The sequence below is a fragment of the Kitasatospora sp. NPDC101447 genome (genome assembly GCF_044767225.1).
Classification (GTDB): Bacteria; Actinomycetota; Actinomycetes; order Streptomycetales; family Streptomycetaceae; genus Kitasatospora.
The window spans coordinates 185,454-208,432 of the sequence record NZ_JBIWNL010000005.1 but is presented as its reverse complement, the minus strand read 5'-3'; the positions used below and the strand labels follow the sequence as shown (position 1 = coordinate 208,432).

The 22,979-nt window shown below is 75.0% G+C and carries 22 protein-coding genes; 9 read left to right on the top strand and 13 right to left on the bottom strand.

What is annotated here, in order from left to right; translation table 11 throughout:
• Positions 1 to 113 precede the first annotated feature (113 nt).
• Positions 114 to 860, top strand: a complete 747-nt coding sequence (locus tag ACIRST_RS09895; RefSeq protein ID WP_402801337.1) for a MarR family transcriptional regulator — start codon at positions 114 to 116, stop codon at positions 858 to 860.
• 25 nt (positions 861 to 885) lie between these two features.
• Here ACIRST_RS09895 and ACIRST_RS09890 read toward each other — a convergent pair whose 3' ends face one another.
• Entirely contained in the window at positions 886 to 1,830 is a 945-nt protein-coding gene (locus ACIRST_RS09890) for a helix-turn-helix transcriptional regulator (RefSeq protein ID WP_402801335.1), read from the bottom strand.
• Between the two features lie 49 nt (positions 1,831 to 1,879).
• On the opposite strand from ACIRST_RS09890, the gene ACIRST_RS09885 reads away from it, so the two are divergent.
• Both ACIRST_RS09885 and ACIRST_RS09880 read left to right on the top strand, forming a co-directional pair.
• On the top strand, positions 1,880 to 2,671 hold the full coding sequence (locus tag ACIRST_RS09885) for an SDR family NAD(P)-dependent oxidoreductase (protein ID WP_402801333.1): 792 nt from the start codon (positions 1,880 to 1,882) through the stop codon (positions 2,669 to 2,671).
• A gap of 152 nt (positions 2,672 to 2,823) precedes the next feature.
• Positions 2,824 to 3,396, top strand: a complete 573-nt coding sequence (locus ACIRST_RS09880; protein WP_402801331.1) for a hypothetical protein — start codon at positions 2,824 to 2,826, stop codon at positions 3,394 to 3,396.
• 67 nt (positions 3,397 to 3,463) lie between these two features.
• On the opposite strand, the gene ACIRST_RS09875 is transcribed toward ACIRST_RS09880, so the two are convergent.
• The gene (locus ACIRST_RS09875) at positions 3,464 to 3,817 is read right to left on the bottom strand and encodes a hypothetical protein (protein WP_350520636.1); all 354 of its coding nucleotides are present in this window, start codon (positions 3,815 to 3,817) and stop codon (positions 3,464 to 3,466) included.
• A gap of 146 nt (positions 3,818 to 3,963) precedes the next feature.
• On the opposite strand from ACIRST_RS09875, the gene ACIRST_RS09870 reads away from it, so the two are divergent.
• On the top strand, positions 3,964 to 4,707 hold the full coding sequence (locus ACIRST_RS09870; protein WP_402801328.1) for a hypothetical protein: 744 nt from the start codon (positions 3,964 to 3,966) through the stop codon (positions 4,705 to 4,707).
• Between the two features lie 200 nt (positions 4,708 to 4,907).
• Complete coding sequence (locus tag ACIRST_RS09865) at positions 4,908 to 5,414, top strand: hypothetical protein (protein ID WP_396550057.1); 507 nt, start codon at positions 4,908 to 4,910, stop codon at positions 5,412 to 5,414.
• A 129-nt stretch (positions 5,415 to 5,543) separates the two neighbouring features.
• Here ACIRST_RS09865 and ACIRST_RS09860 read toward each other — a convergent pair whose 3' ends face one another.
• The gene (locus ACIRST_RS09860; RefSeq protein ID WP_402801325.1) at positions 5,544 to 5,846 is read right to left on the bottom strand and encodes a hypothetical protein; all 303 of its coding nucleotides are present in this window, start codon (positions 5,844 to 5,846) and stop codon (positions 5,544 to 5,546) included.
• 110 nt (positions 5,847 to 5,956) lie between these two features.
• The gene (locus tag ACIRST_RS09855) at positions 5,957 to 7,303 is read right to left on the bottom strand and encodes a helix-turn-helix domain-containing protein (RefSeq protein WP_402801322.1); all 1,347 of its coding nucleotides are present in this window, start codon (positions 7,301 to 7,303) and stop codon (positions 5,957 to 5,959) included.
• A gap of 224 nt (positions 7,304 to 7,527) precedes the next feature.
• On the opposite strand from ACIRST_RS09855, the gene ACIRST_RS09850 reads away from it, so the two are divergent.
• Positions 7,528 to 8,700, top strand: coding sequence for a glycosyltransferase (locus ACIRST_RS09850; protein WP_402801319.1), 1,173 nt, complete (start codon positions 7,528 to 7,530; stop codon positions 8,698 to 8,700).
• Positions 8,701 to 8,787: 87 nt separating this feature from the next.
• Here ACIRST_RS09850 and ACIRST_RS09845 read toward each other — a convergent pair whose 3' ends face one another.
• The 3 genes from ACIRST_RS09845 to ACIRST_RS09835 all read right to left on the bottom strand — a co-directional run bounded on the left by ACIRST_RS09845 (position 8,788) and on the right by ACIRST_RS09835 (position 12,963).
• On the bottom strand, positions 8,788 to 9,873 hold the full coding sequence (locus ACIRST_RS09845; RefSeq protein ID WP_402801316.1) for a hypothetical protein: 1,086 nt from the start codon (positions 9,871 to 9,873) through the stop codon (positions 8,788 to 8,790).
• A gap of 83 nt (positions 9,874 to 9,956) precedes the next feature.
• A complete protein-coding gene (locus ACIRST_RS09840) occupies positions 9,957 to 12,029 on the bottom strand; it encodes a protein kinase (RefSeq protein ID WP_402801313.1) in 2,073 nt (690 codons plus the stop codon).
• Positions 12,030 to 12,264: 235 nt separating this feature from the next.
• The gene (locus ACIRST_RS09835; RefSeq protein WP_350520624.1) at positions 12,265 to 12,963 is read right to left on the bottom strand and encodes a hypothetical protein; all 699 of its coding nucleotides are present in this window, start codon (positions 12,961 to 12,963) and stop codon (positions 12,265 to 12,267) included.
• A 247-nt stretch (positions 12,964 to 13,210) separates the two neighbouring features.
• On the opposite strand from ACIRST_RS09835, the gene ACIRST_RS09830 reads away from it, so the two are divergent.
• The gene (locus ACIRST_RS09830; protein ID WP_402801310.1) at positions 13,211 to 14,812 is read left to right on the top strand and encodes a sodium:solute symporter; all 1,602 of its coding nucleotides are present in this window, start codon (positions 13,211 to 13,213) and stop codon (positions 14,810 to 14,812) included.
• A gap of 244 nt (positions 14,813 to 15,056) precedes the next feature.
• Positions 15,057 to 16,031 carry a DUF1906 domain-containing protein gene (locus ACIRST_RS09825; RefSeq protein ID WP_402801307.1) on the top strand — a complete coding sequence of 325 codons (975 nt, stop codon included), beginning with the start codon at positions 15,057 to 15,059 and terminating at the stop codon, positions 16,029 to 16,031.
• A 74-nt stretch (positions 16,032 to 16,105) separates the two neighbouring features.
• On the opposite strand, the gene ACIRST_RS09820 is transcribed toward ACIRST_RS09825, so the two are convergent.
• Complete coding sequence (locus ACIRST_RS09820; RefSeq protein WP_402801304.1) at positions 16,106 to 16,726, bottom strand: TetR/AcrR family transcriptional regulator; 621 nt, start codon at positions 16,724 to 16,726, stop codon at positions 16,106 to 16,108.
• 196 nt (positions 16,727 to 16,922) lie between these two features.
• On the opposite strand from ACIRST_RS09820, the gene ACIRST_RS09815 reads away from it, so the two are divergent.
• The gene (locus tag ACIRST_RS09815; protein ID WP_402801301.1) at positions 16,923 to 18,374 is read left to right on the top strand and encodes an amidase; all 1,452 of its coding nucleotides are present in this window, start codon (positions 16,923 to 16,925) and stop codon (positions 18,372 to 18,374) included.
• Positions 18,375 to 18,435: 61 nt separating this feature from the next.
• Here the strand turns inward: ACIRST_RS09815 and ACIRST_RS09810 are convergent, their stop codons facing one another.
• The 5 genes from ACIRST_RS09810 to ACIRST_RS09790 all read right to left on the bottom strand — a co-directional run bounded on the left by ACIRST_RS09810 (position 18,436) and on the right by ACIRST_RS09790 (position 22,954).
• Positions 18,436 to 19,326: a hypothetical protein gene (locus tag ACIRST_RS09810; RefSeq protein WP_402801298.1), complete on the bottom strand. Its 891-nt coding sequence runs from the start codon at positions 19,324 to 19,326 to the stop codon at positions 18,436 to 18,438.
• Entirely contained in the window at positions 19,323 to 20,330 is a 1,008-nt protein-coding gene (locus ACIRST_RS09805) for an SPFH domain-containing protein (RefSeq protein WP_402801295.1), read from the bottom strand. Before ACIRST_RS09805 ends, ACIRST_RS09810 begins: the two co-directional genes overlap by 4 nt.
• Before the next feature lie 153 nt (positions 20,331 to 20,483).
• Positions 20,484 to 20,813 (bottom strand): hypothetical protein, encoded by a 330-nt coding sequence (locus ACIRST_RS09800; protein WP_350520617.1) that lies wholly within the window; start codon positions 20,811 to 20,813, stop codon positions 20,484 to 20,486.
• Between the two features lie 96 nt (positions 20,814 to 20,909).
• Complete coding sequence (locus tag ACIRST_RS09795; RefSeq protein WP_402801292.1) at positions 20,910 to 21,284, bottom strand: hypothetical protein; 375 nt, start codon at positions 21,282 to 21,284, stop codon at positions 20,910 to 20,912.
• Between the two features lie 800 nt (positions 21,285 to 22,084).
• On the bottom strand, positions 22,085 to 22,954 hold the full coding sequence (locus ACIRST_RS09790; protein ID WP_350520615.1) for a hypothetical protein: 870 nt from the start codon (positions 22,952 to 22,954) through the stop codon (positions 22,085 to 22,087).
• Positions 22,955 to 22,979 lie beyond the last annotated feature (25 nt).

Below are 22,979 nucleotides of genomic sequence, written 5' to 3'. Positions count from 1 at the left end.
CAATGATGGTCAATCCTTGCAATGAGCCTGCGGGCGAATGCAATGGGTATGCCCTGTCTGCTGCAATGGGATCGACGGTGACGGCATACTCGACCGCGACGAGAGGAGCAACCATGCCGGGTGCCAGGCTGACCCAGGAAGACCGCCGCCGGATCGCCGCGGGGCTCACCGCAGGGCTCGGCTACGGAGAGATCGCCCGGGAGCTCGCGCGCCCCACGTCGACGGTCACCCGGGAGATCGCCCGCAACGGCGGCCCCTCCGGCTACCGCGCCGACAACGCCCAGCGCGCCACCCTGCGGCGCTCCCGGCGGAGCAAGGCCGGGCCGGCCCGGACGCCCGGCGGCGGCGTGAGCGCGGCGCACGGGCGCGATCCGGCGGCGGTGGGGGAGTTCGCGGCGCAGTTCGCCGAGCTGCTGGTGCACACGGGCCTGCCGCGCATGGTGGCCCGGGTGCTGACCTGCCTCTACGTCACCGACAGCGGCAGCCTGACCGCGGCCGAACTGGTGCAGCGGCTCGGGGTGAGCCCGGCGTCGGTATCCAAGGCGATCGGCTACCTGGCCGGCCAGGAGCTGGTGCGGCGCGAGCAGGACGAGGACGGCCGCCGCGAGCGGTACGTCATCGACGACGACGTCTGGTACCGAGCGCTGCTGGCGAGCGCCCAACGCAACGCGATGATCGCCGAGTTCACCCGCGGCGGGGCCGACCTGCTCGGCGCGGCCACGCCGGCCGGGGCCAGGCTGGGCACGGCGGCCGCCTTCCTGGAGGACACCGGGGCGGAGATCGTCCGCGCCGTGCAGCGGCGTCGGCGGAACGAGGACGCGGCGCGGTCCGCGGCAGCGCACCGGAGCGCGCCGGGGTGACCGGCCGCCGCCCGGTGCCGGTGGCTCAGTGCGCGGCCTCGGCGGACCGGCGGCGGAACTGGCTGGGCGTGCAGCCGTGGTGGGCGCGGAAGCGGCGGCTGAGGTGGGGGTGGTCGGTGAAGCCGGCCGCGGCGGCGATGTCGGCGAGCGGCAGGTCGGTGCGGCGCAGCAGGTGCCCGGCGGTGTCCAGGCGGACGGCGGTCAGTTCGGCCTGGAAGGTGGTTCCGGCGGTGCGCAGGGCGCGTTGGAGGGTGCGCGCGGACAGGCCGAGGCCGGTGGCGGTGTCGCCGACCCGCCAGGGGGCGGCCGGGTCGAGGGCGATCCGGCGGCGGACCTCGCCGAGCAGCCGCCGCTCGGCCGGGTGGGGTGCCGTCGGGGCCGTCGCGGTGTCCGTCCAGCGCAGCCGCCAGGCGGCGATCGGGGCGGGCGCGTCGGTCGGGTGGAGGGCGGACGGCGGCAGGGTGCGGCCGTCGCCGGTGAGGAGGACCGCGTCCACGTCCTGGGCGGTGACGGTGGCGACGGCCGTCAGGTGGAGGGCGCAGACGAAGAGCGTCTCGGCGGGCAGCGGCCGGTGGCCGAGGTGGCCGAGGTGGCGCACGGTCAGCTCGCCGGGGCGCAGGTCGGCCCGGGTGGTGTGGCCGATGTACAGCCAGGGCTCGGCGAGCCGGGACCGGGTGAGCAAGTCGGCCACGTCCTCGGCGGCGACGAGGGAGCGCAGCAGCGGGTCCCGCGGTCGGGCGAACAGCCGGCGGGCGGCGGCCAGGACGGTCGGCCAGCCGAGGCGCTGGAGGTGGGCGAGCAGCTCGCGGTGCAGCTGCTCGGGCACGGGGGTGCCGTCGGTGAGGTGGCGCTCGGCGAGCCGGGCGGCGGGCGCGGGGGGCGTGGCGCCCGCGGTGACGGCCCACAGCACCGCGGCCGTGAGTTCGGGGTGCACGGTCCGGCCGGAGGGCCGGGACGGGGGAGGCGCCATGGCGCGATCGTACAAGTGCGGGGTGCGGCGCCGAGCCATCGTGGCGTGCATGAACGTGAGTGGAAAGCGCATTCTGATCACCGGCGGCACCAGCGGGGTCGGGGACGCCCTGGCCCGCGCCCTGGTCGACGCCGGCGCGCGGGTGGTCACCTGCGGCCGGCGTAGCGACCCCGGCGTGCCCGAAGTCCCGGACACCGCAAACGGTTTCACCGTCACCCCGGCGTCCGCGCAGGCCGCGCGGCACGCGGTGGTCGCCGACCTGGCGGTGCCCGGGGAGGCCGCCCGGGTGGTCCGGCTCGCCGCCGGGCAGCTCGGCGGGCTGGACGTGGTGGTCGCCAACGCCGGTGTCCAGCACCTGGGTTCGCTCACCGGCGGGCCGAGCCCCGAACTGCTGGACCGGGTCGGGCAGGAGATCGCCGTCAACTTCCGCTCGGTGGTCGAGCTGGCGGCCGCGAGCTGGCCGCACCTCGCGGCGGCGGGCGGCCCGGCGTCCTTCGTCGCCGTGACCTCGGGCCTGGCGTACGCGCCCAAGCGCTCCGCACCCGTCTACTGCGCGACCAAGGCCGCCGTGCACACCCTGGTGCAGTCGCTGCGCTACCAGGCGCAGGCCGACACGCCGTCCGTCCGGGTGCAGGAGGTGGTGCTGCCGCTGGTCGACACGGCGATGACGGCGGACCGGGAGGGTGCGGTCCGCAAGCTGTCGGCCGCCGAGGCCGCCGCTGCGATCGCCCGGGGCATCGAACGCGGCCGCCCCCTCGTCCCGATCGGCGCCTCCCGGGCCCTGCTGGCCCTGCTCCGCGTGCACCCGCCGATCGCCCACCGCATCCTCCGCGACGGCTGACGGGCCGGCGGGTGACGGGTGACAGCTGACAGCTGACGGCGGACGGACGAGGACCGGGCACGGAGGGCCTCGAATCGAGTACGGATCCTCCCCGGTGGTGCCGTAGCATCCGGACTGCAGATCGCACGCCTGTTCACGGGGGAGTACCGCAGTTGTCCAAGAGTTCGACGGCCCTTCCGTCCGGTGCGGCCGTACGGGGGGCCGGTGCGGCCGTGCTGATGGCGGCGGGCGCACTGGTGCTCGGATCGTGCTCGCTCGTCGGCGGGTCGGACGCGCCGAGCAAGCCGGTGCGCGTGGAGTCCCGGGAGGAGGCGCGGACCCGGGCGGAGCGCATCGAGGACCACGTGCGGACGCTGACGGGCCTTGAGCGGAATCCGTGGGGCGGCATGTCCGGCTTCTTCGAGTGCCCGGGCCGGGGGATCAGTGTCGCCGACGAGGGCGAGCCGTACCAGCTCGGCTCGGCGATCCAGTTGGATGCCGCGGACGAGCAGCGTCCCGAGGTGGTCCGGGCACTGCGCGAGAAGCTCGCGGGCGAAGGCTTCAAGATCGCCTCCAAGGGGTCCGACGCGGACACCTGGGACTTCAAGGCCTCCCAGGAGTCCGAGCACTACACCATCACCGTGGGCGCGGTGAAGCCCGGCCAGGGCGTGACCGTCATGGTCACCCTGCCCTGCCAGGCTCCGCCCACCGGCGTGGCGTCGCCCGCGCCGACGCCCACCACCTGACGGCGGCGCCCGCCGTCCGATGGCGGCGCTCCCACCGCTCGCGGCGCGGGTCCCGCGCGGGCCCGCGTCAGTCGCGCAGGACGCTCACGCCGCCGAGCAGGCCCCAGGCGGCGACGTGGACGGTCGGGCCGCCGGGGCGGCTCGGGCCGTCGTCGCTGACCCCGCCGAGGCGGATGCCGCCGACCACCACCCGCACCTCCGGGCGGACCCGCAGCTTCACCCCGCCGATCAGGCTGAGCTTGGTGATCCGCACCTCGGCGCCGTCGGGGATGTCCACGTCGGTCAGGTCGATGTCGGCGCCGCCGATGAGCGAGGCGGTCACGGTGCGGCTGTGGATCTCGTGTCCTGCAAGGCGGTTGCCGCCGAAGATGCTGATCCGGACGTCGGTCTTGTCGCTGTCCGGGGTCCCCGAGTTCGTCATGCCGACCACCGTAGGGCCCGGCCGTGACCATCCGTCAACCGCCCCCGGACCGGCGACGGCCGGGGGGCGGGTGAGCCGTTCCGGGCCGGGCTGGCCGGGCCGCCCGGCGTCCGGTCCCCGGACCTGCCCCCGTAAGCTTTCCGATCATGCTCTCCAGACGACTCGCCGGGGTACTCGTCGGCGCCCTGGCCCTCACCGCGGCCTGCACCGGCTCACCGGCCCCCGACCGGGCCGCCGGTTCGGTCGCCCCGGGCCCCGCCGCCTCGGGGTCCGCCACCCCGGTCCCGACCGCCGCGACCCCCTCGCCGAGCGTCCCGGCGACGCAGGAACCCCCGCCCGACGCGAACCCCGCCTACACGGCCAGGGTGCAGGCCATCCGGCCGTACGACGTCCAGGCGAGCTGGTGGAGCTGGGCCGCCTCGATCGAGCAGGCCCGCAATCCGGTCCTCGACCGCGACGGCCACCTCTGCGGCCAGGGGCAGAAGGCCGACCTCTGGTTCCTCGCCGGCACCACGGGCGGAGCCGTCACACGCTCCTGCACCGTCCCCGCCGACATGCCGATGATCTTCCCCGTGGTGAACCTGAGCGGCGGCCGCACCGACTGCCTGGACTTCATGACCGCCGCCCAGGGCAGCGCCACCCTGGACGGGCGCGCCCTGCCCGTCGAGACGATCGAGCCGACCCTGATCGGGTTCGACACGGTCAAGGGCAACCCGTTCACCGCCGGCTCCGGGAAGGTCTACCGGTACGCCTGCGGCCTGTGGGTGCGGCTGGAGCCGCTCGCCCCCGGCCGCCACGAACTCAGCGTGCGGGGTGCGGCGGGCAGTTTCGCCACCGCCGCCGACTACCACCTCCAGGTCGGCCGGTCCGCGCCCACCAGCACTTCCTGAGCCCAGCGGGTTGTCGAGGAACTGCAGTCGTCCACCCATCTCGGCACCATGGGTCATTCGCCCGACAAAACGCGTCGGCGGCAATCGGCGGCGCCATACGAAAGCTTTACGGGAATCCGGTAAGTCGATGGCTGGACCGGGGTCCGGATTCCGTGGCACCGTTCGAGCGAGGAAGTTCAGCTCACAAAGGGGGACGTGAAATGAAACTCCGCACCCGGATCCGGGCCGGCATCACCGCGCTCGCCGTCGCAGCCGGCGGCCTGACGGTGGCCGTCGCCGGCCCGGCCGCCACCGCGCACGCCTGTGGACTGTCCCAGCTCGGCCCGACCCGCTACATCTGGAGCGGTGGCCACACCATGGGCACGTTCTACCTCGCGTGGGACTCGTGCACCTCGGGCGCCTACACCGAAGCCCACATCACCAACACCAACTGGACCAGGGCCAACGGCTTCATCGAGGTCCGGAACTCCTCCGGCGGCGGCTCCGAGTACGGCCCGGCGTCCCCGACGGTCGTGTGGGACGGGACGGCCTGGTGGGACTCGTTCCTCCCCGGACACAGCAAGCTGTCGATCTACTCCAACCCCTCCAGCGACCGCCTCTACTACGGCATCGCCGAGTTCAGCGGCTGCTCCCGCGAGGGGCACACGCCGGAGTGGAACTTCTCGAACGGCTCCGTCGTCAACAGCGGCCAAGACATGCTGTGCTGACCTAGCCGCCGGGCACGTCAGGGCCCGTCGTCGAACCCCCGCCCGCGGGGCTTTGACGGCGGGCCCTGACGCTGTCCGGTCGGTCGGGTGACCGTCGCCCGGCCGCGCGCCCGACGCTGTGTCACGGCCTCAGCTCACCGCGGCACCCGGCGCCAGCACCAGACCCGCTGCCGCGAGGAAGTCCCCGAGGCTGATGACACCGCCGTCGGTGCCGTCGTCCCACTCGACCAGGAGCCCCGAGAGGCCCGCGTTCCAGGACTCCGGCGTGTCGGCCTCATCGTCAGGCCCGGGGTGCCACTCGACGCTGCCCTCACCGTGCCGGTACCGGAGGTACAGGTACTGGCCGTCCGCCGTCCAGGCATCCCACTGCGACGGGCAGGCAGAACACGTCTGCACCACCCGAACCAGCTTCCGACCCTCGTCCGTTTCCATCCGACGATGGTCGCGCAGCCGCCGAGCTCCGGCAATCGACTTACGGCCGCCGCCACCGGCGCCTGAAGCAAAGGCCGGAACACGCCGTCGACGACCGGACCCGACAGCTCCTACCCGTCCGTTCGCTTGATCCACTCGTTGGGGCCCAGCGGGTAGTCGTAGCCCGGGCGGTTGACGTTGGCGCTGGTGCGGAAGGTGGTGCCGCCGTTGTCGATGCGGATGGTGCCGCGGCGGCTGCCGCTCGACCAGTCCAGGGTGAGGTCCCAGCGGACGTCGTGCGCCTTGGTGTGGCCGATGACGTAGAAGACCTCCGGGTCGGACTCGCTGACCTTGTACGGGAAGTTCCGCTGGCCGCCCTTGACGGTGACGGTGGGGCTGCCCCGGTCGAGGTCGATGTCGAAGGACTTGATGTCGACCTCGCCGCCGCAGCCTACGGCCATCGAGTAGTCGTTCCAGGCGAGCGGCGCACCCCTGGACACGACCCGCACGTGCAGCGCCTCCAGGACGACCGTGTCTGCTCCGGTGCCCTGGACGGTGAAGGCGATCTCCTGCTCGCCGGAGGACACCGCACCGTAGGCGGCGGCCCAGCGCGGGGCGTCGCGCTCGGGGGCGGGCGGCCCGACCTGGGCGGGCGCGCTGTTGACGAGGAAGTGCTGGCTGCACGGGTTGTCGTAGACGTACGGCCGGGTGCCGACGGTGAGCGGCGGGGGTGCGTCGGCCGATGGGGTGGCACCGGGGGTGGCGGACCCGGGAGCCGCGGTCCCGGGCGGGGTGGCGGCTGCCGTGGCGGTGTCCGACGGGCTCGCCGTCCCGGCGGTGGAGGCAGCGGAGACGGCGGAGGGCGGCGGCCCCGGCAGCGCTGTCGTGCCCGTGGCCGTCGCGCCCGACGCGGTGGCGCCGGCCGCTTGCCGGCCGCCCGAGTCGTCGCCGCCCCAGCCGCCGGGACGCACGAAGACCACCACGGCGGCCAGCAGCGCGACGGCCGCGGCGGAGGCGATCAGCACGTTGCGGCGGCGCCGCGGCGATCCGGGCGGCGTCACCACCTCGACGACCGGTTCAGCGCCCGCTTCCCCGGCCGCCGGGGAGGCGGGCGGCGCTGGAGCCGGCGCTGGAGCCGGAGCCGGAGCCGGAGCCGGAGTCCGAGCCGGATCGGGCTTGGGTTCCGGCGCCGGCTCCGGGGCCCGCTCCGTCCGCCGCCCCCGTGCCGCGTCCGCCAGGATCCAGCTCCGGTGCAGTTCCACCAGCTCTTCCGGCGTCGCCCGGCACAACCGTGCGAAGCGCTCCGCCGCCATGTACTCGTTGGGCAACGCCGTGCCGCTGCAGTAGCGGTGCAGCGTCGACGTGCTCATGTGCAGGCGCTTGGCCAGCGTCCCGTAGCTCAGGCCCGAGCGGTCCTTGAGTTCCCGCAGCAGCCGCGCGAACTCCTCCGCCTCCCCGGCCCCCGTGTCCTGTGACACCTGTCCCCTCCGATCCCCCGGCGTCCCGGTCCGGCGTTCCAGGCCCGTTCCGCCCCCGCTGGTCAGAGCCCCATCAGCCGTTCCACCCTACCCATCGTGCCGTCAGCTCTGGTCGCCGGGACGGGCCGCCACGCACGCTTCGGTCGTCGAGCCCGGTCATCCGGTCGACGCACCGCCCGCAAAGCCCGCAACGCGGGCCCGCACCACACCACTTGGAGTCCCCCGTGGCCTTACGGATCGCCATCACCGCCGAGCCGGTCCCCTCGCACGTGTCCGCGCTCGACTACGTCATCGGCCCGGCCCTTGAGCAGGGCCACAGGGTCGCGCTCCACGCCCCTCCCATGTTCCGCCTCGAAGCCCGGCGCCGAGGAGTGGAGTTCCACCGGGCAGGGTCGGACTGGACCTGCGATCCCGCCGTGCAGCAGGAGGCGAGCGAGATCTGGAAGGAGTACGGGAACGCGTCCTTCAACCGCCACGTCTTCGGTCGGCTCTGGCCGGACCGGGCCGAACGGAAGGCCCGCGACCTGATCACCGCGTGGACCCGCACACGGCCCGATCTGGTGATCGCCGAGTGCAGCGACCTCGGCGCGCACCTCGCGGCGAGGGTCCTTCACCTGCCACTGCTGGCAGCGGACAACGGGCTCGGCCCGCTGCTCCTGGAACTCTGGGACACCGACGTCGTACCCGCCCTGGCGCCCCTCCACGACCGGTACGGTCAGGACGTCCCCCTACTGCCCCCGATGCTCACCCCCGCGCCGCTCCCGTGGTTCCACGCGGCGCCCCCACCCTCGGCGCACGCCGTCCGACGCACCGTCGCGAGCTTCCGGACCGCTCAGCCCGACCGTCGGGGGCGCGCCTCCTCCTCGTCCCGGCCGCTCGTCTACGTGAGCCTCGGCACCCTCACCACCGCGATGGCCGGCCTCCGCAGCGTCGTCGGGGGTGCGTACCGGGAGATCACGGCCGCACTCTCCGACATCGGCTGCGAGGCGATCGTGTCCGCAGGACGCCTCGCCGAGGACCTGCACAGCGCGGACCCGCGCATCACGGTCGTCGAGCACGCCCCGCAGCCGGCGCTCCTGCACCGCGCCGACCTGTTCGTGACACACGGCGGCCGGGCCTCCCTGCTCGACGCCGTCCAGGGCGCAACGCCCGTCCTGGGCATGGGCGTTCTCGCCGACCAGCCCGGCAACACCGCCGCGTTCGCCCGGCGCGGGCTCGGCCGTGCGCTCGACCTCACCGCGACCCGCGACGAGATCGCCGAAGCCATGACGGCCGTCCTCGGCGACCCCCGTCACGCCGCCGCGATGAACACAGCCCGCACCACGTTGTCACGGCTCCCACCGCTCGACATCGCGCAGCTGTACCACCACGCGCAGGCCCCCGTCCGCCTCGGGTGAGGCACACCCGGCCTGCCACCCGGACATCCGCCCGGACCGCCCGCCCGGACCGCCCGCCCGCGTGGGGCAGGCGGCAGGCGACGGGCTTCAGCTGCAGTGGTAGGTGAACGAGGTGGCGGCGGTGCGGGCGGCCGGGGCGAGGAGTTGCAGGGTCGCGGTGGCCTGGAGCGCGCCCTGGCCCTCGAAGCTCCAGCGCAGCACCAGGTCGGTGTGGTGCACACCGGAGCGGACGTCCTGGACGATCTCGTCCGAGGTGGTGCCGTCGCTGCGCACCCAGCGGTAGCGCAGTGTGCCGGCACCGCCGTTGGTCTCGACGGCGGCGGTGACCACCGCGGTGGCCGCGCAGCCGGGGTTCGCCTGGTCGGTCGTTACGGTGACACCGGTGACGGCCAGGGCCGGGGGGCGCAGGTGGCGCCAGAACAGGAAGGCCGCGAGGGCCAGGAGGACGACGAGCAACGGGGTCAGCCACCGCCACACCCGGCGAGGCGGCCGTGGCTGTCCGGTCTCCGGCACCGTCTGGCCGTGCCAGGCGGCGGCCGCCCGCGGCGGGACGCCGGGGCCGAAGTGGCGGAACTCCCCTGAGGCGAGCGGGCGTTCCGCCGGGGTGACGGACCCGGAGGAGGACGACGAGGCGGCGGCTGCACTGGCTGCACTGTCGGCGGGGACGGCAGGGGCAGGGGGGACGGCGGGAGCCGCTTCGGCGTCCTGGGCTGCGGCCGGAGCGGTGGACTCCTCGGTCCGCGTGGAGTCGGTGAGGGTGAGGGTCTGCCCGCTCCGCGGTTCGCTGCCCCAGACCCGGGGGTCGAGGAAGGTCGCGCTCTCCGGCTCCGACTCCGCCCCCTCGGCGCCCGCCCCCGTCCCTCCGGGGGTGCCGGTGAGGCGGACCGTGGCCTCCGTCTCGCGGGGCAGCCGGACGGTCGCCTCGCCCACGGCGGCTCCGCCGCCCGTACCGCCGTCGGGTCCCTCCGACTCCGCCCCCTCGGCGCTCGCTCCCGTCCCGCCGGGGGTGCCGGTGAGGCGGACCGTGGCCTCCGTCTCGCGGGGCAGTCGGACGGTCGCCTCGCCCACGGCGGCTCCGCCGCCCGTACCGCCGTCGGCGGCCGGGTGCTTGCCGAGAACGACGGTCCTGTCCGCGCCCGGGTCGGGCGCGGAGTCGGGGCGGGAGGTGGACATGGCTTCTCCAGGACGGGAACGGGGACGGAAAGGGGGAGCAGACTGGAACGGCACGGGCAACGGGAGGATCAGGTGCCGGGGCGTCAGCGGGGCGGGTTGCAGAGGAAGGCGGACGTCTCGGAGGACGTGGTGCCCGCCTTGCCCGCCGCCGGGGTGGTGGTGACGCGCACGCCCCAGGTCGGGAAGGTGTCGGCGGAGCCGAAGTCGTGCGCGCGGCTGATGGTGGCGGTGCCGTTCACCACGGGCACGGTGTCGGTCGCGACGGTGACCGCGCGGCCGCCCGAGCTGTGGTACCAGCTGAACGTCAGTGTCCCGCTGCCGGTGCCCCGGGCGGTCACCGTGGCCGTCGCGGTCAGGCTCCAACGGCCGCTGCAGGTGACGGGGGCCAGGCTGACCGAGTCGACCGTCAGGGTGGCGGGGGCGACCGTCGGGCTCGGGCTGGGGCTCGGCGGGGCGGTGACCGGGGGCGGTGCCGGCGCGGCCGTGGTGGGGGCGGGCGCGCCGGGGGTGGACGGTGCGGGCGGCCCGCCGGGGGCCGGCCGGCCGGGCGTGGCGGGTGCCGTGGGCGCCTTGGAGGTCGGGGTGGCGGTGGGGGTGCTGCCGGGCGTGCTCGGGGTGGCCGTGGGCGAAGCCGTCGGGGCGGAGGTGGAGGCCGTCGGGCTCGGCGTGGAGCCGTCGCCGCTCGGGATGGGGGAGGCGGGGCCGTCCGTCGGCGTCTGCGGGTCGATGCTGGTGGTCGCCTCCGGGGAGGCTGCGCCGACGACCGTGCGGGCACCGCCGTCGGTCGCCCCCGCGGCCGCCAGGCCGGCCAGGGTGGCGAGGGTGAGGGCGCCGGCCGCGACGCCGGTGAGGGCCTTGCCGCGGTTGCGCCGGAGCACGCCGCGGCCGGGCGGGACCGGGTGCGGGATCTGCTGGGCCGCAGGAGCCGCGCCCTGGGTGCCGAGGGCGCTCACGGCACCCTGGGAGCCCAGCGACTCCAGGAAACCCAGGGAGCTCTGGGAACCCACGGACGTGTGGGCCAGCGAGGTGGCGCCGGCCGCGCCGGCGCCGGGCAGCAGCGGCGCGAGCAGCGCGAGCAGGCCCAGCAGGTCGAGGCGGCCCCGTTCCTCCCAGCCCGGCCCGTAGCCGGTCGTCGCGACGGCCTCCAGCTCGCGGACGAACGCGGCCGCGCTGTCGGGACGGGCCTCCGGGTCCTTGGCCAGACCGGCCAGGATCAGCGGCCGGACGAGGTCGGGCGCGAGTTCGGCGGGGATCGGCGCCTCGGCGTGCTGGACGGCGAGTTCGGCGATCGTGGCGCCCTCGAAGGGGCGGGCGCCGGTGAGGCACTCGAAGAACGTGACGGTGGCGGCGTAGACGTCCCCGGCCGGGGAGGCCGGGCGGCCCGCCCACTGCTCGGGCGGCATGTAGGCGGGGGTGCCGGAGACGTCGCGGTCGTCGCCGCTGGGCACCGCGATGCCGAAGTCGACGAGCTTCGATGTGCCGGCCGTGTCGACGAGCACGTTGGCGGGCTTGTAGTCGCGGTGCACCACCCCGGCCTCGTGGGCGGCGGCCAGGCCCAGCAGGGAGCCCTTGAGCACCACCAGGGCGGCCTGCGCGCTGGTGGCGCCCTCCGCGCGCAGCAGGTCGCGCAGGGCGATGCCGTCCACCAGCTCCATCACGATGGCGGAGCCCCGCGCCCCCTCCACGTACTCGTAGAGCCGGGTGATGTGCGGGGAGTCGATCCGGGCGAGGACCTCGGCCTCGGCGCGCAGCGCGGGCGTGCCGACGCGGTCGTGCAGGTACTTGATCGCGACCGGCGTGCCGGTCTCCAGGTGGTGGGCGAGTACGACGCGGCCGCTGGCTCCGGCGCCGAGTTCACGGTCGTGGAGGTAGCCCGGGAGTTCCCAGGCCCCGCGCGCGTCCTCGGGCCGGGCGTCCTCGACCTGCGGCTTCTCGACCTGCGGCTCCTCGGGCCGGGCCTCCGCGGACTCCGCGGTCTGCTCGGTCTGCTCGGTCTGCTCGGTCTGCGAGTCCTCGGCCCGGGTCTCGTCGACGCCGGCCTCGTCGACGCCGGCCTCGTCAACCCGGGCGTCCTCGGCCCGAGGGGCCTCGCCGGGGGCGGTGGAGGGCGTGCCGCCCCCGCCGGGTCTGTCGCCCTGCTGCGTCCGGTCGTCCATCGTCTGCTGCTCCCCGCTCCGTGTCGTGCTCGCCGTGCGCCACCGCCGACTGTGCCTGCCGGCGCGGCACCCTACGGCACGCCGACCGACGACGAGGACGCACCCCGTGGACACCGGGTTCCCGGCCCCCGGGGGCGGGTGACGGCGGGGCGAGTGCTTCGCACACCGTGCCAATCGTCCGGCGGACGGCCGGCAGCCCCCGGCGGGCGAGCCGGGATCACGATCCGGACGGGCCTCACGCGGCCGGGAGGCCGTTCGCCATCTCCCGGAAGCGGGCGGAGGGCCGCATCATCCCGTTGTCGCCGACGTTCAGGTTCTCCAGCCAGCCGTCCCGGTACCAGAAGATCGAGGAGGTCAGCGGGGCCGGGTCGTTCGCCTGGAGCTGCTTCGACAGGTCGATCATGAAGCGGATCGCGTTCAGCGACGAGCCGGTGCGGATCGGTGCCGCGCAGAAGGCGTTGCTCGTCGGCAGGGTGACCAGCGCGCCGTACGGCAGCTCGGCCCCGCCCAGGGCGTTCTCCAGGCGCAGGGCCTGGGCGGCGCCGGGCCACACGCCCATCCCGTTGACGGCGTACAGGACGTCGCCGTTCGTCGCGTTGAAGGACTGTCGGTTGAGCTTCTCGGTGGCGAGGTTGGCGAAGGCCCGCTCCCAGAGCTCGGCCCGGCTGACACTCCACTGGTCGGCGGCGTGCTCGGCTATCGACAGGGCCTCGGTCGCCCCGCCGCGCTTGCCGCCGTTCACGCACAGGACGACCGACAGCTCGTCGTCGATCGGCCGGGCCATGGGGTCGGGGCCCAGGGACCGGGTCGGGGCGACCAGCAGCCGCAGCCGGTCCCGGACCTCGAAGACCGAGATCGCGGCCAGCGCCTTGCACGGGCCGTGCTCGTCGCAGAGCGGCTTCGGAAGGTTCTTGCGGTTGCCGAACAGCGGCATGGGTGGCTCCCGGGTCGGTGCGGTGGTCGGACCAAGGGCACAGCATCCCACCGGAGGTCACCGCCGTCTCACAGATCATCCGATTCTCAGATTGTGATCGGACGGCACGTCAGCAGGCATCCGGGCTTTCGGCCCTGAGACCGGCTCCGGTGCGTGATGATGAGGAGACGTCGGGAGCGGGCCCGGAGCCGGGAGAGCGCAGGGGGCGGGAGGGAACGGCGGCCGGGAGAGAGACAGGAGAGAGAGCGTGCGCCAACTCGACCTTCTCGTGGTCGTCGTCTACCTGGTCGCCATCGCGGTGATCGGTCTGCGGCTGGCCGGCCGTCAGCGGACCGCGAAGGACTACTTCGTCGGCGAGGGCCACATGCCCTGGTGGACCGTGTCGTTCTCCGTCGTGGCCACCGAGACCAGCGTGCTGACCGTCATCAGCCTGCCCGGCGGCGCCTACGGCGGGCAGGGCTTCGGCAACGTCGAACTGGCCCTGGGCTACGTCATCGGCCGCGTCGTCGTGGCCACCGCGCTCATCCCGCTGTACAAGCGCGGCGGCTTCGTCAGCGCCTACCAGTACCTGGGCAGCAGGTTCGGCCCCGGGCTCCAGGGGCTCGCCTCGGTGACCTTCGTCGTCACCCGGCTGCTCGCCGAGGGCGTGCGCCTGTTCGCCTCGGCGATCCCGATCAAGCTGCTGCTCGGCGAGTTCGGCGTGCACACCGGCTACCGCACCATCATCATCGTGCTCACGCTGATCACGGTCGTCTACACCTACCTCGGCGGCATCAGGGCCGTCATCTGGACCGACGCCATCCAGATGGGCCTCTACCTCGGCGGCGCACTCCTCACCATCGCGGTGCTGTCCGGCCACGTCGGCACCGACGGCTACGCGCGCGCCCTGGACGCCGGCCGGTTCCGGCTCTTCGACACCGACTTCGCCCCCGCCCACGTCCTCACCAGCCCGTTCGCGCTACCGACCGCGATCGTCGGCGGCGCGATCTTCGCCATGGCCAGCCACGGCTCCGACCAGCTCATCGTGCAGCGCATCCTCGCCACCAGGACCCTGCGCGACGGCCAGAAGGCGATGATCGCCTCCGGCGTGTTCGTCACCCTCCAGTTCGCCGCCTTCTCCCTCGTCGGCGCCCTGCTCTGGTCCTACAACGAGGGCAAGAGCTTCAAGGCGCTCGGACTCGGCAGCTCCGACAACCTCTACCCCGACTTCATCCTGCACGGGCTGCCCGTGGTGGTCTCCGGCCTGCTCGTCGCCGGCATCCTCGGCGCCGCCATGGGCTCGCTGTCCTCGGCGCTGAACTCCATGTCGAACTCGACGGTCGCCGACATCATCCACAGCTTCTTCCGCAGCACGCCCTCCGAGGAGTTCCTCCTCAGGCTCGCCCGCGTGATGACCCTGGTGTGGGCCGCGCTGATGGCCGTCTTCGCCTGCGCCTTCAGCACCAGCACCGGCAACGTCTACCTCACCGGCCTGACCATCGCCGGCTACACCTACGGCGCACTGCTCGGCGCCTTCCTGCTCGGCCGCCTCGTGCGGCGCGCCAACGGGACCGACTCCGTGCTCGCCTTCGTGGTCACCGTCGCCGCGATGACCTACCTCGTGCGCGGGGTGAAGATCGACGTCACCACGGCCGCCGGGACGGTGCCCACGGCCATCGCCGCCCAGTGGCTGGTCCCCATCGGCGTGGTGGTCACCCTGGCCGTCGGCGGCGGGCTCAGCCTGCTCCACCGCGCACCCGAAACCCCGCGCGCCCCCGCGCGCGCCGCACAGCCGGGCCCCGTTCTCGGCCCCGGTGCCGACCCCGTTATCGGCCCCGGCCGCCCCGAGGCGGCCCCCGCCCCGGACTGATACCGGGCCGACGCGGCACACATCGCCCGCCACGCGGCCGCCTTCACGGCCGCGCTGCGCCGGACCGCCCGACCGCAGTGAAGTCCCGGTCGGCCGGGCGGGAACGGTGTGGTGAGGCTCCGTCCGAGCCGGCCGGCCCGCGTCCGGTACGTTCGGCTCGGCGGTGTCGCGCTTGCGGGTGAACGGGTGCGGCACGGCCGCAGTGTGACGCGGGGGCGTCCCCGGCGGCGGTTAGAACGGGGGGATGCGCTTTTCGTCCCTCGCCGCGCTCCCCGCCGCGGCCGTGCTCGCCATGCTCCCCGGCGCCGCCCACGGGCTCGCCCACGACGCGCGGGAGCCGGCCGTCCGGCCCGTGCCCGTTGCCGCGCCCGCTTCCGGCCCCCTCGCCGGGCTGCTGCCGTCCGTACCGCTGCCGCCCGTACCGCTGCCGCCCGTGCCACGACCGCCCGTACCGCTGCCGCCCGGTCCGCCGCCGAGCGGACCACGACCGGACGAAGCGCTGCCCGAGTACCGCTACACCGGGCCCGGGTTCGACGCCTGCTCGGCGCCGTCGCTGGACGCCATGTCCGTCTGGTGGACCGCCTCGCCGTACGGCGCGGTGAACATCTACAGCAGCGGTGGCCAGCGCGCCTGTACGCAGAGCCGGCTGACGCCGCAGTGGGTGGCCCAGGTCCGCGCGATGGGGTGGCAGCTGGTGCCCACGCACGTCGGGCTCCAGGCGCCCTGCGCCGCGCGCCCGGACAAGCCGCTGCGGATCGACCCGGACCGGGCCGAGGAGCAGGGCGGGGAGGAGGCGGCGGAGGCGGCGCAGGCGCTGCAGACGCTCGGGCTGGGGCCGGGCAGCCCGGTGTACCTCGACATGGAGGCGTACCCGTCGGGCGACGCGGTGTGCAGCCGGGCGGTGGTCGACTTCACCGCTGGCTGGACCAGGGCCCTGCAGGAGGCCGGGTACCGCTCGGGCTTCTACTCCAGCATGGACTCCGGCATCGCGGACATCGTCGCCGCCGCCCGGGCCGGACGGTCCCCGCTGCCGGACGCGATCTGGTACGCCCGCTGGGACGGAAAGGCCACGACCACCGGCCAGGCCGGGCTGCCCGACGACCTGTGGACCGGCCACCGCATCCACCAGTACCGGGGCGGCGTCAACGAGACGTACGGCGGGATGGCGCTCAGCATCGACCGCGACCAGGTGGACGGCCTGGTGGCGGGCGGCTCCTGACCCGCTGCCGAGCCGGCCGCCGGCCGTCCGTCAGCCGTTCCCCGGCGGTCGGCGCTCCCTTCCCCGGCCGTCCGTCAGCCGTTCCCCGGCGGTCGGCCGGTCCGGTGCCGTGACGGGCCGTCGGGGGCAGGGGCCGGGTGCCGTTCCAGGACGGCCCCGACGATCCTCATGAGCCGCTCGCCCGCGTGCTCGACGCTCCCGTTCTGGGTGCTCACCTGGGCTCCTTCCAGGACGAAGGTGAGCTCCGCAGCCGCCTCGTCCGGGTCGGGCAGTCCGGCCCGGGCGCACAGGTCGGTGAGCCGGCGCAGCTGGCCGGCCTTGTGGGCCTCGATCAGCCGCCGCGCCGGGTGCGCGCGGTCGGGCAGTTCCGCGATGGAGTTGATGAACGGACACCCCCGGTGGGAGATCCCGGGAAGTCCGTCGGCGATGAACCGGGCCATCCCCAGGATCTGGGCCCGGGGGTCGTCGGGGTGGGCCTCCGCCAACCGGTCGAACACGGCGGTGTAGTCGGCGGCGACGATGCGCAGCCATTCCTCCACCAGGGCGTCCTTGGTCGCGAAGTGACGGTACAGCGCCATCTTGGTGGTCGAGGCCCGGTCGGCGATCGCCTGGACGCCGACGGCCTTGATCCCCTCGCGGGCGAAGAGCTCCTCCGCCGCGTCGAGGATCCGCTCCCGGGGCGGCAACGTGGCCACCCTGCTCCGCCTGCCGGCCCTGTCGGCTCCGCCGATCCCGTCCGTGCTCACCCTGCGGCCCCTCCTCGTTCCAGTGGGGCGTTGCGCCGCCTGCTTCCGATGCTACGGTACCGCTCAGTCCCGGACGATACCGATCGGTCTCATGCAAGACCGATCGGTATCGCCGACCGGTGTCGACCCTCCAGAACGGACGAAGATGAAGCTCTCCGAGTACGTGACCTATGACGGCGTCGGCCTGGCCGACCTGGTGGCCCGCGGCCAGGTGACCGCCGCGGAACTTGCCTCGACCGCCCGGCGCGCGTCCGAGGCGGTGAATCCGCGGATCAACGCCGTCGTCGAGACCTGGCCGGCCCAGGACGCGCCGGCCCCGGGCAGTACCCCGCTGGCGGGGGTGCCCTTCCTGATCAAGGACCTCGCCGTCACCATGGCCGGCCGGCGGGTCGAGCTGGGCAGCCGGCTCGCCGCGGGGAACGTCGCCGGAGCCGACTCGACGCTCATGACGCGCCTGCGCCGCGCCGGACTGGTGACGCTCGGACGCACCACCACTCCCGAGTTCGCGTACAGCACCACCACGGAAGGCGCCCTGTACGGCCCCACCCGCAACCCCTGGGACCCGACCCGCAGCCCCGGCGGCTCCAGCGGCGGCTCGGGAGCCGCCGTCGCTGCCGGCATCGTCCCGATCGCGCACGCCACCGACGCGGCGGGCTCCATCCGCGTCCCCGCCGCCGCCAACGGCCTGTTCGGGCTGAAGCCGACCCGCGGCCGGATATCCATGGGCCCCGACGCGGACGAGGTCTTCAACGGCCTCGCCGTCCACGGTGTCCTCAGCCGCTCGGTGCGCGACAGCGCCGCGCTGCTGGACCTCGTCCACGGCGCCGAGGCCGGTGACCCGTACTCCGCGCAGCGGCCCGAGCGGCCCTATGCGCAGGAGGTCACCCGCTCCCCGGGCAGCCTGCGGATCGGCCTGCTCACCCGGCCCTGGGGCGGCCGGGCCGTCGAGGGCACCGTCGTCGACGCCGCCCTCCGCTCCGCCCGGCTCGCCGAATCGCTGGGGCACCGAGTGGAGGAGGTCAGGGTCGACCTCGGCGTCGACTGGGAGGAGTTCGTCCTGGCCAACGCCCGCCTCTGGACCACCAATCTGGCAGTCTGGATCGACGGCCTTGCCGCGGCCTCCGGGCGACCGGTCGACTCCACCACCCTCGAACCCGAGACGCTGACCAGCTACGCCTACGGGCGGACGGTCGGCGGGACGGAGTTCGTCCAGGCGCTCGCGATGCGCAACGGCGTCGCCCGCGCGATCGGCCGCTACTTCGCCGAGTACGACCTGCTGCTCACCCCGACCCTGCCCGAACTGCCCGTCCCCCTGGGCGGGTACGCCGAGGGCGCCGAGGGCGGCGACGCGGTCGGCTGGCTCCGGCAGGTCCTGCATCGCTCGCCCTTCACGGCTGCGTTCAACGTCGCCGGCACCCCCGCGATGTCCGTGCCGCTGGAGACCGACCCCGCCACCGGACTGCCCATCGGCATCCAGTTCGCGGCGGGACACGGCCGCGAGGACCTGCTCTTCCGTCTCGCCGGACAGCTGGAACAGGCCGCTCCCTGGTCGCAGCGGACCCCCGCCGTGTGGGCGGGCGGTGCTCACGGGGCCTGACCGCCCTCTCCCACCCCCGCGCGCCGCCCCGCACCCCGCCCGGCGGCGCGCGGGGCCGGGCTCACGCCAGCAGGCGCAGGCACGTCGTGGAGACCCCGAGGCGGACGCTCTGGCCCCAGACGAGTTCGAGGGCGTCCGCCTCGATGCCGTCCCCGAAGGCGACCAGGTGCTCGGACTCGACGGTCAGGACCAACTGCCGCCCGCCGTCCAGCAGTCCGTGCACCCGGGTGGTGCCGGTGGTGGGGGAGGGCCACGCCTCGCGGACGAACCAGGCCAGGGCCGGGGCACCCGGGGCGGGGAGCGCGAGCGGGCCGCCGCGCTCCAGCCATGCCGAACGGCACCAGCCGGTGGCACCGGTCCCCGTGCCGACCAGCACCCCCGAGGAGGCCTGGGGTTCCGGGTCACCCTCGACGGCCAGCCGGTAGCGCGCCGTCTGGTGGCCGGGCTGCCCGACGTACACCTCGTTCAGCGCGAGCAGCCGCTGGCCGTCGTCCGCGACGGCCTCGACCATCGTCCGCTCCTCCAGAGACCCCTCGCCGCCCGCCGCCGCCCGCAGCAGCGCGGGCAGCGCCTCCACCCGGTGGCGGACCAGCACACCGGCGTTGCGACCGCGCTCGGCGTCCACGCCGACCACCGGCTGGCCGTCCAGGTACTTGGCGACGTTGGCCACCAGGCCGTCCTGCCCGACCACGGCCACCACGTCCCCCGGCTCGAAGAGGAAACGCGGCAGGTCCGCCCGCTCGACCCGGCTGCGCCGCCAGTCCAGCGGCACGGCCGCCGCCGCCCGCGCGAGCGCCGCCGCCTGCCGGGCATGGCGCTGCTCGACCTCCTCCACCGAGCGGCCCCGCGAGGCGAGGAAGAACGCCGCCTGCCCGGGCGTGCCGTGACGGGCCACCAGCTCCTCGTACTCGGTGCGCCGGTGCACCAGCACCACCCGCGGGGCGAGGGTCACCGCTGCGCCCCGGGGGCGCCGAGGCGGGCCAGCAGACCGGTGAGCACGTCCGGGGTGAGCGTCACGCTGTCGATCCGCGGCAGGTGCTCCGCCAGCCGCATCAGCGCCAGCGCCCGCAGCACCGCCGGATCGGCCTGCTGGTGGGCGGCCAGCCAGGCGGCCTCGGCCGCCGCCCGGGCGTCGCCGAGCTCGCGGGCGGCCTGCGCCTCGGCGGCGGCCAGCCGGGTGCGGCGCTGCGCCTCGGCGTCGGTGCGGACCCGGTCGGCGACGGCCTCCTCCTCCGCTTCGAGTCGCCGGTTGGCACCCTGCTGGGCGAGCAACTGCTCCTCGCGGCGGGCGAGTTCGATCCGGTTGGCGAGCTCGTTCTCGGCGATGCCGCGCTCGTGCTCGACGGCCACCGCGCGGCGCTCGAAGGTCGCCCGGTCGGCCTCCTGCTGCACCAGCTCGCGGGCGGGCGTGCGCAGCGCCCGCTCGACCTCCGGCTCGGGCCGCAGCGCCACCACCCGGACGGCGATCACGGCGAGCCCGGTCTCGGTGATCCGCGGCTCGTCGGCCAGGCCCTCGGTCATCCGCTCGCGCACCGCGCTGACCCCGTCCACGAGGGCGGCGGCGAGCGGGGTGCGGGCGAGCAGGCCCAGCGCGTGCTGTTGGGCGGTCTCGGTGAGCAGGGTGGCGAGCTGGTCGAGCGGGGCCGCGCGCCAGGCGCCGGTGTCCGGGTCGATCCCGAAGTCGACGCGGGTGGCGGCGGTGGCCGGGTCGGTGATCCGGTAGGTGAGCGTCGCCTGGACGGTGACGTCCTGGAAGTCGGCGGTGCGGGCGTGGAAGAGCATGGCGAGCTCCCGGTCGTCCACCGGGACCTCGGAGATCGCCGCGGTCAGCGGCCGGAACCAGAACGCCAGCCCGGCCCCCTCGTGGGCGACCCGCCCGCGCCGCAGGTGGCGGACATGGGCGGTGGGAACGGCGCGCAGGTGGCGCAGCCCGAATCGTCGGGTGATGTCGGCCATCGGAGGGCCCCCTTTTCGTCATGGCGACGATATGGCGCGGACCCCTTTTTCGTCAAGATGACGAAAAAGAGGTGCGGGGGTCGGACGAGGGCGGAACTTGCGGCCCGAGCCGAGCGCGTCCTCGGACGAGGACGGGCGTGATCCGCCTCGCGGTCAGCAGTGCTCCTCCACGTAGAGCATGCGGCGGTCGGAATCCGCACGGAACTCGTGCGCGAGGTAGCGGCCCGCGGTCCCGCCACCGCCGGGCCCCCGGTAGCCGTCCTTGACCTCGTCCCAGAGCTGCGGGCGCTCGCTGTCCGCGACGAGCCGGGGGCGAGTGCCCCCGCTCTCGCCGAGGACGACCGTCGCGGCGCGGTCCTTCATCAGCCGGCGCACCGCGCGAAGGTCGATCCGCTTCTTCCGGAGCTGCCACGCGGTGCCGGTGTCGTCCGTCAGCTGCACCGGCGCTTCGAGCCGGTCCGGGTTCGTGGGGAAGGCCTGCATGGCGCCGAGTATTGGACACCGCGACGGGTGAGGGCACACGGTTTTCGTGGCGCGAGGGCGCCCGGCTCGGACAGGCCCCGTACCGCCCGGGCAGGGCTACGGTCGGAGCTGGAATGCCAGTGCCGTCGTGTAGCCCACGAGCAGGCCGAAGAGGCAGACCGCCGTCACGTACCGGGGGGTGAACGGCAGCCCGGCCAGGGCCGGGTAGAGCAGCACGGCCGTGCCTGCTGCGAGGTCGGCCGCGTACAGGCCGCCGGGCGGGGTGATGCCGGTGCTCCGGGCGGCCCAGCCGGTGGCGATCAGGAAGCCGGTGAGCAGGGTGAAGCCGGAGAGCAGGCCGGAGCCGATGCTGGCCAGCGTGGCGTGCGGTTCGGGCGGGCCCTCGCCCTCGGGGGAGCGCGGGCGGAGCCGGTGGGCCACGGCGAGGGACGCGGCGGCGAGGGCGGCGGCGATCAGCGGTCCGGGGTTCAACGGCGGCTCCTGACGGGGGCTCGGTGGTGGCCGAACACCGCGGCGAGCGCGGCGGGCAGCAGAACGGTGAGGACGACGACGGTGGCCCACACGGAGGGCGCGAGAGCCGGCACGGTGGGCGCGTCCGGTCCGTCGGGCGGCGGGGCGGCGACCGCCGATGCGGTCGTGGTGGCGCCGAGGTCGGCGACTGGCAGGGGCGTCGGTGCGGCGGGACGCGACGTCGCGGGTGCGGGCGTCGTCGGGCCGGGCGTCGCCCGGGGCGCCGTCGGCCGCGTTCCCTCGTGAACCCGGGCCGGCGGCGGCGCCGGAACCTCGGCGGCCGGCCCGGGGTGCGACGGCGACGGGTGGATCGGCGACGGGTGGGCAGGCGACGCGGACGGTGCGGTGGGTGCGGGCGAGGTCGTCGGTGGCTGCGTTGCCGGGGGACTGGCTGTGGGTGTGGGCGTGGAGCTGGGCGTGGGGCTGGGCGTCGGGCAGTCGGTCGGCGGTGGTTGGGGCCGGGGCGGCGGGGACGGCGGATGGACGTGCGGTGGCCGGGGCGGCAGCGGAACCGGGGCCATCGGGAAGGGAACCGACGGGAGCGGAAACGAGTACGGGCTCGCGGCGTGGGCCATCCCCCGATCATCCGACCGTCGGCACCGCCGCCGTCCTGCCTTGCGCCCCAAACCCCCGTCCCCGGTGAATAGTTGGCCCTCGCAACGGAACGCACGTGTCCGACCGATCCGGGTGTTCGACGGCCCGGCCGGTCGCGGGTGGCCGGTCGTGCCCGTGGCCGGTCGCGCGCGTGGCCGGCCGGGCCGTCACCGGTGGAGGGCGGCGTCGCACCACTCCTCCGCGTAGGGCCGGCAGAGCGTGGACGGGGTCAGCGCCCCGTACACCACCAGGTCGTCGGTGCCGGAGGCGAAGGTGAGGGTCAGCGTCCGGCCCGGGCCGACCATGTCGGTCAGTTTCCAACGGCCTTCGCCCTGGTACCAGGGCTCCGTGAGGGAGTGTCGCGCCCCCGCCGCGGCCGTCGCGGTGGTGGCAGCGGTGGCGCGGAAGGTGCCGTCGGCCGCCAGGGCGAGGGTCTCGCCGTTCGGGCCGCTCCAGGTGCCGACGACGGCCCGGTCGGCGGGATCGCCGGACGTCCACGGTTGCTCGGCCGCGTAGCCGGTGACACCCCACACCGCCCCGGCGACGGACAGGCACGCCCCCGCCAGTGCCCCACACCCGCGCAGCCACCGGGCCCGGCCACCGGCCCGCACCCGGCCACCGGCCCGCACTCCGGTGACGGCGGCGAACCCGACGACGGCAGCGACGGCCAACACCTGCAACGGCCACAGCAGCGCGAGCACCAGGCCGAGGTCGCACCAGGCCAGCCAGGCCAGGTCCGACCCCTCGCCCCGGGAGGGCCGCAGCTGCGCCCCGACCAGGCCGGCCACCCCCGCCCCGACCGCCCAGAGGGCGGAAACCAGCAGGTAGTCCCCGAAGCCGCCGGTGTCGGTCGGGTTCGGGCCGCTCCAGTCCACCAGCCACGCCAGCCCGAGCCCCAGCAGGAGCAGGGCGATCCCCGCACCGGCGAACGCCGTCAGCAGGAACCGCACCGTCCTCTGGCCGGCCCTCGCCCAGGCCGCCGTGCCGGTTCCCGGCGCGACCTCGTTCCCGCCGTCCGCGCGTCCCCCGTCGTTCACACGTCCCCTGTCGTCGCGATGCTCG

What these genes read in the sequence shown, in the direction of transcription:
- ACIRST_RS09845 (WP_402801316.1), bottom strand. Translation starts at nt 9,873, where the DNA reads ATGTCCACCTCCCGCCCCGACTCCGCGCCCGACCCGGGCGCGGACAGG.
- ACIRST_RS09890 (WP_402801335.1), bottom strand. Translation starts at nt 1,830, where the DNA reads ATGGCGCCTCCCCCGTCCCGGCCCTCCGGCCGGACCGTGCACCCCGAA.
- ACIRST_RS09800 (WP_350520617.1), bottom strand. Translation starts at nt 20,813, where the DNA reads ATGCAGGCCTTCCCCACGAACCCGGACCGGCTCGAAGCGCCGGTGCAG.
- ACIRST_RS09840 (WP_402801313.1), bottom strand. Translation starts at nt 12,029, where the DNA reads ATGGACGACCGGACGCAGCAGGGCGACAGACCCGGCGGGGGCGGCACG.
- ACIRST_RS09815 (WP_402801301.1), top strand. Translation starts at nt 16,923, where the DNA reads ATGAAGCTCTCCGAGTACGTGACCTATGACGGCGTCGGCCTGGCCGAC.
- ACIRST_RS09835 (WP_350520624.1), bottom strand. Translation starts at nt 12,963, where the DNA reads ATGCCGCTGTTCGGCAACCGCAAGAACCTTCCGAAGCCGCTCTGCGAC.
- ACIRST_RS09885 (WP_402801333.1), top strand. Translation starts at nt 1,880, where the DNA reads ATGAACGTGAGTGGAAAGCGCATTCTGATCACCGGCGGCACCAGCGGG.
- ACIRST_RS09895 (WP_402801337.1), top strand. Translation starts at nt 114, where the DNA reads ATGCCGGGTGCCAGGCTGACCCAGGAAGACCGCCGCCGGATCGCCGCG.
- ACIRST_RS09875 (WP_350520636.1), bottom strand. Translation starts at nt 3,817, where the DNA reads ATGACGAACTCGGGGACCCCGGACAGCGACAAGACCGACGTCCGGATC.
- ACIRST_RS09805 (WP_402801295.1), bottom strand. Translation starts at nt 20,330, where the DNA reads ATGGCCGACATCACCCGACGATTCGGGCTGCGCCACCTGCGCGCCGTT.
- ACIRST_RS09860 (WP_402801325.1), bottom strand. Translation starts at nt 5,846, where the DNA reads ATGGAAACGGACGAGGGTCGGAAGCTGGTTCGGGTGGTGCAGACGTGT.
- ACIRST_RS09825 (WP_402801307.1), top strand. Translation starts at nt 15,057, where the DNA reads ATGCGCTTTTCGTCCCTCGCCGCGCTCCCCGCCGCGGCCGTGCTCGCC.
- ACIRST_RS09870 (WP_402801328.1), top strand. Translation starts at nt 3,964, where the DNA reads ATGCTCTCCAGACGACTCGCCGGGGTACTCGTCGGCGCCCTGGCCCTC.
- ACIRST_RS09865 (WP_396550057.1), top strand. Translation starts at nt 4,908, where the DNA reads ATGAAACTCCGCACCCGGATCCGGGCCGGCATCACCGCGCTCGCCGTC.